We start from the raw sequence: 12,995 nt of genomic DNA, 5'->3' as shown, positions 1-12,995 counted from the left end.
CGGGTCCCCGCGGCGTCTTCGTGGACATGGTCGATCTGGAGAAGGCGTCCGCCGGCGAGAGCCCGGCACGGGAACCGGGGCCCCGGACGGACGGAGAGGGCTGTCTCGTCGTCGCGGTCCGGCTGCCGGTGCGGATCGTCGTCCTGGTGCTGGTCCTGCCGGTGCGGATGGCGTGGGACGCGCTGGCCGTCGCCGGGCGGTTCCTGCTGGACACGGTGGGGCGGCCGGTGGGGCGGGCGCTGGCGTGGACCGGGCGGGCCGTCTTCGTGTGGCCGCTGGTCGGCCTGTGGCGGTACGTCGTCGTGCCGGTGGCCAAGGGCGCGGGGTGGCTGGGGAACGTGCTGCTCGTCGTGCCGGCGGTGTGGGTGTACCGGTGGGTACTGACGCCGGTGGGGCACGCGACCGCCTGGTTCTGCCGGGGAGTGGGCGCGGTGCTCGCTGCCGTCGGGCGGGGGCTGTACGCCGGTCTGGCCTGGCTGACGCGGTGTCTCGTGGTCGTGCCCGCCGCGTGGCTCTACGCCTGGGTGCTGACGCCGGCCGGGCATCTGCTGGCCTGGTGCGGGCGCGGGCTGGCCTGGTGCGGCAGGTCAGTGGTCTGGTGTCTGGGCCAGGCCGTCACGGGCGTCGGCGTGGTGTTGTACTGGACCGCCCGGGTGCTGCTCGTGCTGCCCGCCCTCGCCGCGTGGCGGTGGGTGCTGGCGCCGGTCGGCCGGGTGCTCGCCGTCATCGGCCGGGAGGTCCTGGACGCGCTCGGGCACGCCTGGCGCGTCGCCGGGTACGTCTCGCGCGCCGTCGGACGGGCGCTGGGCACCCTGTTCCGGTGGACCGTCGCCGAACCGGCGCGGTGGGTGTACCGGAGTGTGCTCACGCCGGTGGGGCACGCCGTGCGGGACACCGTCCTGCGGCCCGTCGCGGAGGCGGCGCGCGATGCCCGGAGGGCCGGCCGGCAGGCGCTCCGCTCCGCCCGGCTGTCGGTCCGGCAGGCCCGCGCCGACCTGCGGCGGACGCTGTTCGGAGAGCCGGAGCGGGCACTGCCGGCGGACCGCCGGGAACCATCCGGCTCCGAGGCACGTACTCTTGATGGCAGTACGACCGCTCTCACGAAGGACTGAACGACACTGGGCAAGCGACAGCCCGAAGGCCCGCCGCCCGTACCCGCGGTGCAGCGCATCCGTCTGCGTTACACCAAGCGCGGCCGCCTCCGGTTCACCAGCCACCGTGACTTCCAGCGCGCCTTCGAGCGTGCGCTGCGCCGCGCCGAGGTGCCCATGGCGTACTCGGCGGGGTTCACTCCGCACCCGAAGGTGTCGTACGCCAATGCCGCACCCACCGGCACGGGCAGTGAGGCGGAATACCTGGAGATCGCGCTCACCGAGGCGCGGGACCCGCAGCGGCTCAGGGCACTCCTCGACGAGTCCCTGCCCGCCGGGCTCGACATCGTCGACGCGGTTCAGGCTCGGACCTCCGGACTCGCCGACCGGCTGACGGCCTCCGTGTGGGAGCTGCGGCTGGCCGGTCTGGAGCCGGCGGACGCCGAGCGTGCCGTGGCGGCGTTCAACTCGGCCCCGGCGGTGGAGGTCCAGCGCCGGACCAAGAACGGCGTCCGCACCTTCGACGCCCGCTCCGCCGTCGCGCACCTCGAGAGCGTCACCACGCACGGTTCGCCGGCTGATAGGCCGACCGACCAGCCCTGTGCGATACTGCGGCTGGTTGTTCGGCACGTGACGCCTGCCGTACGACCCGACGACGTCCTGTCCGGTCTTCGCGCCGTGGCCGACCTGGCGCCGCCGGTCCCCGCAGCGGTGACCAGGCTGGCGCAGGGGCTGTTCGATGAAGAGACCGGTGCGGTGACCGACCCGCTCGCGCCCGACCGCGAGGCAGAAGCGCCCGAGCCGCAACCGGCCGCCGCTTCCGCCGCCGCGAAGGCGTCGGCGTAAGGAAGGTTCCGCTCAGGGACGGACGTCGTAGCGCCGCCCTCGAACTCGGGAGCCACCTGGGTCGGGCAGCGCACCGACCACAAGACTTTCGCCAGGCCGTGCACGACAAGGGGTACGGAACCGGCGAGACAAGACACGAGAGCTTCCGAGCGGCGCCCGCGCCCCGGACGGCGGCGACCGCGCACCAGCGCGAGCCGCGGACGTCACCGGCGGTCGACCTGTCGACGCCGGACCAGGCGCGGCGCCCGGGAGCCTGACGGGAGAAACCCCCGCATGCTCGAACCGACCGAACCCACCGGGTCCGCGACCACCTCGACGGACACCGAGTCGAACACCCCCAGCGACACCCTGCCGCCGCGCCGTCGGCGCAGGGCCGCCTCCCGCCCGGCCGGCCCGCCGTCCGGCGCTTCCGCGTCGTCGGCGGAGACCGTCGCGCCGGCGGATGCGACGCCCGAGGCCGTCGAGGCCGACGAGGTGGAGACGGCGGCCGACGAGGCCGTCACCGAGGCCGCCGGGGCGACTGCTGAGCCCGCGCCCGCGGGCCGTCCGCGGCGCCGTGCCGTGCGCCGTGCCTCCTCGCCCGCCGGGACCCCGGCGTCGGCGGAGGCGGCCGAGACCGTCGTTCCGGCGTCTCCCGCCACGGAGGCCCCCGCACAGCCCGAGCAGCCCGCCGCGTCCGAGCCGGCCGCCGAGGACGCCGCGCCGCGCCGTAGCCGTCGTCGTGCCACGCGTACGGTCACCGCGCCCGCCGAGACCGTGCCCGCCGTGGCCGATGCCTCCGCGCAGCCCGAGCAGCCCGCCGCGTCCGAGCCGGCCGCCGAGGACGCCGCGCCGCGCCGTGGTCGTCGTCGTGCCACGCGTACGGTGACGGCGCCCGCCGAGCCGGCCGCCGAGACCGACGCCTCCGCGCAGTCGGAGCCGGCCGCCGCGTCCGAGCCGGCCGCCGAGGACGCCGCGCCGCGCCGTGGTCGTCGTCGTGCCACGCGTACGGTCACCGCGCCCGCCGAGCCGGCCGCCGAGACCGACGCCTCCGCTTCGGCCACGGACGCCGAGCCCGCCACCGCGCCGCAGGCGGAAGCCGTCGACGACACCGCCGGGGACGCCGCTCCCCGTCGTACCCGGCGTCGTGCCACGCGGCGCGTGTCCGCCCCTGCCGAGCCGGTCGCCGAGGCAGGCGCCGACGTGAGCGAGCCCGCGCCCGCCGCCGAGGCCGCCCCGGCACCCGAGACCTCCGCCGAGCCCGCCGAGGACGCCGCTCCGCGCCGTGCGCGCCGCCGGTCCACCCGCAAGGCCGCCACCGGTTTCGCCGCGCCCGCCCAGAGCGCCGCCGCGGCTTCCGAGGAGGCGGACGCCCCCAAGCGGCCGTCGCGTCCGGCCGTGGCCGTCTTCCAGGCCCCCGTCTTCGCCGAGCCCCAGTTCCAGACGCCCGAGCGGGCCGCGGCCGAGGCCGCCGCCGAAGCGGCCGGGGCCGCACCGGCGCAGGACGTCGAGGAGACCGAGGAGCTCCCGGAGGAGCAGCCCGCCGGGTCGCGCCGCCGTCGTCGCCGCCGGGGAGCCGCCGAGGAGAGCACCGAGGAGCGGGCCACCGCCCCCGCCGCCGCGCAGGACGAGCCGGAGGACCGGGCCGGCACCGACGCCGACGCCGACACCGACACCGACGCCGACGAGTCGGGCGAGGACCAGGACGACGCCGAGGGCTCCGAGGAGTCCGGCTCGCGCCGCCGCAGGCGCCGGGGCGGCCGTCGCCGCCGTCGCGGCGACGCCGCCGACGGGGAGAACGGCGAGGGCGCCGAGGACATCGAGCACGTCGCCGCCGAGCAGGCCGTCCAGGACGCCGAGGACACCGCCGAGCAGGCGGAGGAGGACGCCGAGGAGAACGGCGAGTCCTCCGGCGAGAGCGGCGGCTCCAGCAGCAGCCGTCGCCGGCGCCGCCGCCGTCGACGGGCCGGGGACGGTTCCGGTGAGGCCGACGCGTCCGCCGACGACCCCGAGCGCACCGTCGTCAAGGTCCGCGAGCCCCGCCCGAAGCCCGAGCCGTCCGACGAGGTGCAGTCCATCAAGGGCTCCACGCGTCTGGAGGCCAAGAAGCAGCGCCGCCGCGAGGGCCGCGAGCAGGGCCGCCGCCGTGTGCCGATCATCACCGAGGCCGAGTTCCTGGCCCGCCGAGAGGCCGTCGAGCGCGTCATGGTCGTCCGCCAGCACGGCGAGCGCACCCAGATCGGCGTCCTGGAGGACGGCGTGCTCGTCGAGCACTACGTCAACAAGGAGCAGGCCACCTCGTACGTCGGCAACGTGTACCTCGGCAAGGTGCAGAACGTGCTGCCGTCGATGGAGGCCGCCTTCATCGACATCGGCAAGGGCCGCAACGCCGTCCTGTACGCCGGTGAGGTCAACTTCGAGGCGCTGGGCATGGCCAACGGCCCGCGCCGCATCGAGTCCGCCCTGAAGTCCGGCCAGTCGGTCCTCGTGCAGGTCACCAAGGACCCGATCGGCCACAAGGGCGCCCGCCTGACCAGCCAGGTCTCGCTGCCCGGCCGCTACCTGGTCTACGTGCCCGAGGGCTCGATGACCGGCATCAGCCGCAAGCTGCCCGACACCGAGCGCTCCCGCCTCAAGACCATCCTGAAGAAGATCGTTCCCGAGGACGCGGGCGTCATCGTGCGCACCGCCGCCGAGGGCGCGAGCGAGGACGAGCTGCGCCGCGACGTCGAGCGGCTCCAGGGGCAGTGGGAGGAGATCCAGAAGAAGGCCAAGGGCGGCGGCTCCGGCGCGCCCACGCTGCTGTACGGCGAGCCGGACATGACCGTCCGGGTCGTGCGGGACATCTTCAACGAGGACTTCTCCAAGGTCGTCGTCAGCGGCGACGACGCCTGGCAGACCATCCACGGCTACGTGTCGCACGTGGCGCCGGACCTCGCCGAGCGGCTGTCCAAGTGGACGAGTGAGGTCGACGTCTTCGCCACGTACCGGATCGACGAGCAGCTCGCCAAGGCGCTGGACCGCAAGGTCTGGCTGCCCAGCGGCGGTTCGCTGGTGATCGACCGGACCGAGGCGATGGTCGTCATCGACGTCAACACCGGCAAGTTCACCGGTCAGGGCGGCAACCTCGAGGAGACGGTCACCAGGAACAACCTGGAGGCGGCCGAGGAGATCGTGCGCCAGCTGAGGCTGCGCGACCTCGGCGGCATCATCGTCATCGACTTCATCGACATGGTGCTGGAGTCCAACCGGGACCTGGTGCTGCGACGCCTGCTGGAGTGCCTGGGCCGGGACCGGACCAAGCACCAGGTCGCCGAGGTGACCTCGCTGGGCCTGGTCCAGATGACCCGCAAGCGCGTCGGCCAGGGTCTGCTGGAGTCGTTCTCCGAGACCTGCGTCCACTGCAACGGCCGCGGCGTCATCGTCCACCTCGACCAGCCGACGTCCGCCGCCGGTGGCGGCGGTGGCAAGCGCCGCAAGCGGGCGCGGGCCGGCGCCGAGCAGCCGCACGAGCACGAGGCGGTCGCCGGCGTCGAGACCGGCCCGACGGCGGAGCAGGAGGCGGAGACCGAGTCCGAGGTCGCCGCCGAGGTGGCCGAGCCGGTCGCCCTTCCGGCGCCCGAGTTCACCCCGGACGAGGAGCTGTACAGCAGCGCCGCCGAGGCCGAGGCCGCCGCCACGCGCGGTCGCGGCCGGCGCCGCACGAGCCGTCGGGCGTCCGCCCCGGCGGGTGCCCCGAAGGCCGCCACGGGCGAGAGCCCGGCCGCCGCCCAGGTGCCCACCGCGCAGGACGTCACGGCCGCCGAGGAGGCCGAGCGTCCCGTCGTGCGGGAGCCCGCCGCCGAGGTGCTGGCCGAGCCCGCCGCCGTCGAGGACGCGGTTTCCGGCGCCCCGGCCCCCGAGGCCCCGGCCACGGAGGAGGCCGCGCCCAAGGGCCGCACCCGCCGCCGGGCCACCCGGAAGGTGACCGCACCGGCCGGTTCACCCGCGGGTGCCGAGGCCGCCGTCGTGACGGTCGCGGAGACCGCGCAGGCCGAGCAGCCGCAGGCCCCCGCCGAGACGGCAGCCGAGGCCCCGGTGGCCGCGGAGCCCGCCGAGAGCGCCGCGCCGGCCCGTCCGCGCCGGCGTGCCGTGCGCAAGGCCACCGCCCCGACCGCGCCCGAGGAGACGGCCGTCGTGGTCGTCCCGTCGGCCCCGGCTCCGGACGCGGCCCCGGACGCGCAGGCCGAGGAGGGCGCGGAGACCGCCGACGAGGCCGTTCCGGCCAAGAAGGCGGCCGCCCGCAAGACGGCCAAGAAGGCGACGGCGAAGAAGGCCGCCACCAAGAAGACGGCGGCCAAGAAGACGACGACGGCGAAGAAGGCCACCGCCAAGAAGGCGGCCAAGACGACGACCGCCAAGAAGGCCACGGCGAAGACCACGGCCAAGAAGACGGCGTCGAAGAAGACCGCGGCGGCCGCTCAGCAGAGCCCGTCCTCGGTCACGGCCGCCACCGAAGAGGGCTGAACCGGCACCGTCTGATCCGGTAACTGTCGCAAAACGTGTGGTCCTGTCCGTTCGGAATCCGATCGGGCAGGACCACACGTTTCCCCGGACGTGACCGCGCGCATCATCACCGGGCAGTCACCGATCCCCCCCGTGAGGAGACAAGATCACGTGCCGGTACTGACGAGGCTCATTCCCTCGCCGCTCGCCGTGGACATCCGGCCGGGCGCACTCGACGACCTCGCGGGCGTCCTGGCGGACGAGCGGATCTCCCGCTCCGGCCGCCTCGCCGTGGCGATCAGCGACGGCTCGGGGGCACGGCTGCGCCGCAGACTGGAGCCGTCCCTGCCCGGTGCCGACTGGTTCGAGGTCGGCGGCGGCACGATCGACGACGCCGTGCGGCTGGCCGACGGGATGAAGTCGGGCCGTTACGACGCGGTCGTCGGCCTCGGCGGCGGCAAGGTCATCGACTGCGCCAAGTTCGCGGCGGCCCGGGTGGGCCTGCCCATGGTCGCCGTGGCCACCAACCTCTCCCACGACGGCATCTGCTCACCGGTGTCGATACTCGACAACGACGCGGGCCGCGGTTCGTACGGCGTGCCGACGCCCATCGCCCTCGTCGTCGACCTCGCGGTGATCCGCGAGGCGCCGATCCGCTTCGTACGCTCCGGGATCGGCGACGCGGTCTCCAACATCTCCGCGGTGGCCGACTGGGAGCTGGCGCACCGCGTGGGCGGCGAGAAGGTCGACGGTCTCGCCGCCGCCCTGGCCCGGCAGGCCGGCGAGGCGGTGCTGCGCCATCCCGGCGGCTGCGGCGACGACGGTTTCCTGACGGTGCTGACCGAGGGCCTGGTCCTGTCGGGTATCGCCATGACGATCGCCGGGCACACCCGGCCCTCGTCCGGTGCGTGTCACGAGATCAGCCACGCGCTCGACCTGCTGTACCCGAGGCGGGCGGCCTCCCACGGCGAGCAGGTGGGCATCGGCGCGGCCTTCGCGACGTTCCTGCGGGGCGACCGCGACGGTTCGCTGCTGATGGCCCGGACGCTGCGCCGGCACGGGCTGCCGGTGGTGGCCGAGGAGATCGGGTTCGGCGACGACGAGTTCGTGCGTGCCGTGGAGTTCGCGCCGCAGACCCGGCCGGGCCGGTACACGGTCCTGGAGCACCTCGACATGTCGCCGGAGCGGACCAAGGAGGCGTACGCCGAGTACGTCGCGTCGGTAGCCGGCTGAGGCGCCGCCGGGTGACCGGGGCCGGCCCGGTTTGACCCCTGTCATGCGGCCCCGTAACCTTGACCGTCGGCGTGTCGACTGACGCGTCACATTCCCGTAAACCTCATTCCCTCCGGGTGCGGGCCCTCGCGGGCCGGGACCGGGAGAGGCCGTCCGCGTATGCCGCCGGGCGGCTGGACTGCGGGGGTGCCGTTCCCGAGCGAGAGAGTGAGATCCGCGTGTACGCCATCGTGCGCAGCGGTGGTCGCCAGCACAAGGTTGCTGTCGGCGACATCGTTGAGGTTGACAAGATTTCCACCGCCAAGGTCGGCGACACGGTCGAGCTCTCGACCCTGCTCGTTGTCGACGGCGACGCTGTGACCAGCGACCCGTGGGTGCTGGCCGGCATCAAGGTCCAGGCCGAGGTCGTGGACCACCACAAGGGCCAGAAGATCGACATTCTGCGCTACAAGAACAAGACCGGCTACCGCCGCCGTCAGGGCCACCGCCAGCAGTACACGGCGATCAAGGTCACTGAGATCCCCGCGGCTGCGAAGTAAGGGACTGAGGAGACATGGCACACAAGAAGGGCGCATCGTCCACCCGGAACGGTCGCGACTCCAATGCCCAGCGGCTCGGCGTGAAGCGCTTCGGCGGTCAGGCCGTCAACGCGGGTGAGATCCTGGTCCGCCAGCGCGGCACCCACTTCCACCCGGGCGCGGGCGTCGGCCGTGGCGGCGACGACACGCTGTTCGCCCTGCAGGCCGGCGCGGTGCAGTTCGGCACCCACCGTGGCCGCAAGGTCGTGAACATCGTCCCGGTCGCCTGACCGGACACTTTCGCGAGGCGGGCCTCACTTCCCCGAGGGGAAGCGGGTCCGCCTTTCGCGTGTTACCCAAGAGACATTCCGCAGTAGGCAGTAATCGGTAACTGGAGGCACATCCCATGACCACCTTCGTGGACCGCGTCGAGCTGCACGTCGCCGCGGGTAGCGGGGGCCACGGCTGTGCCTCCGTCCACCGTGAGAAGTTCAAGCCGCTCGGCGGCCCGGACGGCGGCAACGGCGGCCGTGGCGGCGACGTGATCCTCACCGTCGACCAGTCGGTGACCACGCTCCTCGAGTACCACCACTCCCCGCACCGCAAGGCCACCAACGGCAAGCCCGGCGAAGGCGGCAACCGCTCCGGCAAGGACGGCCAGGACCTCGTCCTCGCCGTCCCCGACGGCACCGTGGTCCTCGACAAGGCGGGCAACGTGCTCGCCGACATGGTCGGGCACGGCACGTCCTACGTCGCCGCACAGGGCGGCCGGGGCGGCCTCGGCAACGCGGCCCTCGCGTCCGCGCGCCGCAAGGCACCCGGCTTCGCGCTGCTCGGCGAGCCGGGGGACCTCGGGGACATCGTCCTGGAGTTGAAGACCGTCGCCGACGTGGCCCTGGTCGGCTACCCGAGCGCCGGCAAGTCCTCGCTGATCTCCGTGATGAGCGCGGCGAAGCCGAAGATCGCCGACTACCCCTTCACGACGCTCGTCCCGAACCTCGGCGTGGTGACGGCCGGTGAGACCGTCTACACCATCGCCGACGTCCCCGGCCTCATCCCCGGGGCGAGCCAGGGCAAGGGCCTCGGACTGGAGTTCCTGCGGCACGTGGAGCGGTGCAGCGTGCTGGTGCACGTCCTGGACACGGCGACGCTGGAGTCCGACCGCGACCCGGTCTCCGACCTGGACATCATCGAGGCGGAGCTGCGCGAGTACGGCGGCCTGGACAACCGGCCGCGCGTCGTCGTCCTCAACAAGATCGACGTGCCCGACGGCAAGGACCTCGCCGAGATGGTCCGCCCGGACCTGGAGGAGCGCGGCTACCGCGTCTTCGAGGTGTCGGCGGTGGCCCACACGGGCCTGAAGGAGCTGTCGTTCGCGCTGGCCGACCTGGTGGCCACGGCGCGGGCCGCCCGGCCGAAGGAGGAGGCGACGCGGATCGTCATCCGGCCCAAGGCCGTGGACGACGCGGGCTTCACCGTCACCCGCGAGGAGGACGGCCTGTTCCGGGTGCGCGGCGAGAAGCCCGAACGCTGGGTGCGCCAGACCGACTTCAACAACGACGAGGCCGTCGGCTACCTCGCCGACCGGCTCAACCGCCTCGGTGTCGAGGACGAGCTGATGAAGGCCGGCGCCCGGAGCGGCGACGGCGTGGCCATCGGCCCCGAGGACAACGCGGTCGTCTTCGACTGGGAGCCGTCCGTGTCGGCCGGCGCAGAGATGCTCGGCCGCCGCGGTGAGGACCACCGCCTTGAGGAGTCCCGCCCCGCCGCCCAGCGGCGCCGGGACCGGGACGCCGAACGGGACGAGGCGCAGCGGGAGTTCGACGGTTTCGAGCCGTTCTGAGCGACGCGTGGCACAGCCCCCGACGCCCGTGACGGCGTCGGGGTTGCACCGTTTTTTTGTCTCCCATATCACAGATGTTGATGGTTACTGGGTGGGTGCACGAAGGCGGACGTGACGTGAACGCGTTGCATACTTGACATGTCTGTATTCCGCCCGCGTCATCATCAAGGGGATCGTCGTCCTCGACACCGGTCCCGTCGGAGGAGCTCCCGCAGTGCGAAATCCTGAAGCACCCCGGTTGGTCGGTGTCTACCGTCGTGTAGTCCCGGTGGGTGCGCGCCGTGTGATCGCCGAGCACGTGGACAGTGGCTTCCGCCAGCAGGTCAAAGAGGGCATCGCCGCCGCTGCCGCCAAGCGGGATCAGATCAAGCGGGTGCGCGTCGCCCGCAGCCACCGCAAGCTGCTGGCCCGCCACGACCGGCGGGTCGTCAGCGTGGGCAGGGCGCCGCGCATCGCCCACGTCGTACCGAGGGTCACGCCGCTGGACGCCCGGCGCGCCAACCTCGAGGACGTGACCGAGGCGCTGCGGCACGCGGACATCGACTACTTCTGCGTACGTTCGGCCTCCGAGACGTCCACCGCGGTGGCGGTCCGCGAGGACGACCGGGAGCGCGTGATCACCGCGCTGCGCCAGGCCTGCCGGGTCAGACCCGGCTACGTGGTACCCATACGCAAGGGCGAGCCTCTGGACGAGGCCGCCCTGCCTGCCTTCGGGGCCGGTCCGTGGAAGCGGGTGTCAGGATCCCCGGTCTTCCGCTGCACCTGGTACCGCACCGACGAGACGGGCCGCATGGTCTTCGGCCTGCGGTACGGCTGCGACATAGAGTTCTGGAAGCGCGAGGGCGCCGAACTGCTCTCCCCCCGCCGCAACCCGGTCGCCGAGGCCGTCCCGGCCGACGAGGAGCCGGCGGAGGCGGACGAGGCGCTCTTCACCGACCTCGCCCCGCTGCCGGCGCCCCGCGCCCCGCAGGACACCGAGGACCCGGACACCCGGGACGGCGGCCGCCCCGCGCGCGTGCGTACCCGCCCCGCCTTCGCCGCCGGAACGGTCGGACGCCGCACCTTCCCCATCGACGTGGTGTACACCTGGGTCGACGGCTCCGACCCCGAGTGGATACGCAGCCGGGCCGAGTTCTCCGACCGGCCCTACCACGAGGAAGCGGCCAACGCGGCGCGGTACCTCAGCAGGGACGAACTGCGCTACTCGCTGCGCTCCCTGAACCTGTACGCGCCCTGGGTGCGCAACATCTACCTGGTGACCGCCGACCAGACCCCCGCGTGGCTGAACACGGACCACCCGCGTCTGAAGGTCGTGAGCCACAAGGAGATATTCAGCGAGCCCACGTCCCTGCCGACGTTCAACTCGCACGCCATCGAGAGCCAGCTGCACCACATCGACGGCCTCTCCGAGCACTTCCTCTACTTCAACGACGACGTGATGCTCGGCCGGGAGACGCTGCCCCAGCACTTCTTCCTGCCCAACGGCCTCGGCCAGTTCTACCTGTCGCCCGCACTCATACCCTTCGGCGAGCCGACCAGTGAGGACCCGCCCGTCGCGGCCGCCGGAAAGAACAACCGCCGGCTGATCGCCGAGCGCTTCGGCGGCACCATCTTCCGCAAGATGAAGCACGTGCCGCACGCACTGCACCGCAGCGTGCTGGAGGCGATCGAGACAGAGTTCGCCGACGAGCACCGGCGCACCGCGGCAAGCCGTTTCCGCAGCGCCGGTGACATCTCGGTCACCTCGTCGCTCCACCACTACTACGCCTTCCACACCGGCCGCTCCTTCCCGGGCGACCAGCTCGTCTACCGCTACCTCGACGTCGGCAGGCCGGGCGCCGAACGGGTCCTGGGCCGGCTCCTCGCCGAGCGCGAGGCCCACGTCTTCTGTCTGAACGACACGACGTCCACCGAGGCCGAGCTCGCCCACCAGCAGAACCTGATGACCCGTTTCCTGGACGAGTACTTCCCGTTCCCGAGCCCCTATGAGCGCGGTGCAGACGACTGATGAGACAACTTCCCACCCCCCACCAGGTGATGCGCAAGGGCTACGCCGCCGTGCGTTCGGCACGGTCGCGGCTGGACAGCCTGGTCCTCGTCCCGCCGAGCCCGGACGACTGGCCGCGCGTCACCGCCGACCACCTGTCCCTGCTGGACGGCCGCACGCTCAACGTCTGCGTCCCTGTGCCCGACGACCTCACCGCGTCGGCCGCGTCGCTGGTCCTCGGCTCGGGCTCCTCCCCGGTCGTCGTCCCGCTGGCGCTGGTGCAGCGCGGTGACGGACGCGTCGAGGCACGGGGCACCTCGGTCATCGACCTGCTGGAGGGCGTCCGCGCCGACAGCCCGCCGGTGCCCGCGGGGATGCGCAGGTTCCTGCTGGAAGCCGGACAGTGGCGGATGTCCGTCGTCTACACCGACGTCCGTGGCGAGGAACGCCGCTTCGCGCTGGCCGCCGCGCCCCGGCTGATGCCCGACGGCCCCACGCTCCCCGAGCCCGTGCGCGACGACGGCACCTACTGTCGCGTCATCGCGTCCAGCACCGGCCGCGCGTACCTCTCCCTGGGCAGGGACCACGCCGAGGCCGAGGTCCTGACCGTCGACATCGGCTGGTCGCAGGTCACGCTGCGGGGCCGGCTCGTCAACTCCCCGGCGGAGGCCTGCAACGGGGACGTGGAACTGATCCGCCGCAACGGCAAGGTGAGCCGGACGGTCCCCGCCACCTGGCAGGGCGACGTCTTCACCTGCGCCATTGGCACCGCTGACTTCGGCGCCGTCGGTGCCAAGGAACAGATCTGGGACCTGCGCCTGCGCCGGCCGCGCGGCCGGTCGCTGAAGCTGTGCCGGCGACGGACCGACGTACGCAGCCCCGGGGACGTCTTCAAGATGCCGAACCGCCTGCTGACGGCGGACGACGGCACCGCGCTGCGGATCAACCCCTACTACACGCCCGTCGGCAGCCTGGCCTTCCGTGCCGCGCCCATCCCCTCTGGAAGTTGACAA

The 12,995-nt window shown here is 73.2% G+C and carries 9 protein-coding genes; all 9 read left to right on the top strand.

Annotation, left to right across the window (positions count from 1 at the left end; translation table 11 throughout):
* Positions 1–26: 26 nt before the first annotated feature.
* Positions 27–1,112 (top strand): hypothetical protein, encoded by a 1,086-nt coding sequence (locus ACFW47_RS03095; RefSeq protein WP_386304827.1) that lies wholly within the window; start codon positions 27–29, stop codon positions 1,110–1,112.
* 48 nt (positions 1,113–1,160) lie between these two features.
* Positions 1,161–1,937 carry a TIGR03936 family radical SAM-associated protein gene (locus ACFW47_RS03090; RefSeq protein ID WP_386304549.1) on the top strand — a complete coding sequence of 259 codons (777 nt, stop codon included), beginning with the start codon at positions 1,161–1,163 and terminating at the stop codon, positions 1,935–1,937.
* A 273-nt stretch (positions 1,938–2,210) separates the two neighbouring features.
* Positions 2,211–6,422, top strand: coding sequence for an Rne/Rng family ribonuclease (locus ACFW47_RS03085; RefSeq protein ID WP_386304548.1), 4,212 nt, complete (start codon positions 2,211–2,213; stop codon positions 6,420–6,422).
* Between the two features lie 150 nt (positions 6,423–6,572).
* Positions 6,573–7,634: an iron-containing alcohol dehydrogenase family protein gene (locus ACFW47_RS03080; RefSeq protein WP_386278743.1), complete on the top strand. Its 1,062-nt coding sequence runs from the start codon at positions 6,573–6,575 to the stop codon at positions 7,632–7,634.
* Between the two features lie 218 nt (positions 7,635–7,852).
* On the top strand, positions 7,853–8,173 hold the full coding sequence (gene rplU / locus ACFW47_RS03075; protein WP_004931419.1) for a 50S ribosomal protein L21: 321 nt from the start codon (positions 7,853–7,855) through the stop codon (positions 8,171–8,173).
* Between the two features lie 14 nt (positions 8,174–8,187).
* Positions 8,188–8,442, top strand: a complete 255-nt coding sequence (rpmA, locus tag ACFW47_RS03070) for a 50S ribosomal protein L27 (RefSeq protein ID WP_003976205.1) — start codon at positions 8,188–8,190, stop codon at positions 8,440–8,442.
* Positions 8,443–8,558: 116 nt separating this feature from the next.
* Positions 8,559–9,995 carry a GTPase ObgE gene (gene obgE, locus ACFW47_RS03065; protein ID WP_386304545.1) on the top strand — a complete coding sequence of 479 codons (1,437 nt, stop codon included), beginning with the start codon at positions 8,559–8,561 and terminating at the stop codon, positions 9,993–9,995.
* A 214-nt stretch (positions 9,996–10,209) separates the two neighbouring features.
* Positions 10,210–12,003 (top strand): stealth family protein, encoded by a 1,794-nt coding sequence (locus ACFW47_RS03060; protein ID WP_386304543.1) that lies wholly within the window; start codon positions 10,210–10,212, stop codon positions 12,001–12,003.
* Positions 12,003–12,992, top strand: coding sequence for a hypothetical protein (locus ACFW47_RS03055; RefSeq protein WP_386304541.1), 990 nt, complete (start codon positions 12,003–12,005; stop codon positions 12,990–12,992). Before ACFW47_RS03060 ends, ACFW47_RS03055 begins: the two co-directional genes overlap by 1 nt.
* Positions 12,993–12,995 lie beyond the last annotated feature (3 nt).

It is taken from the genome of Streptomyces sp. NPDC058796 (assembly GCF_042745235.1).
Lineage (GTDB): Bacteria > Actinomycetota > Actinomycetes > Streptomycetales > Streptomycetaceae > Streptomyces.
This window is presented reverse-complemented; position numbering and strand designations above follow the sequence as displayed.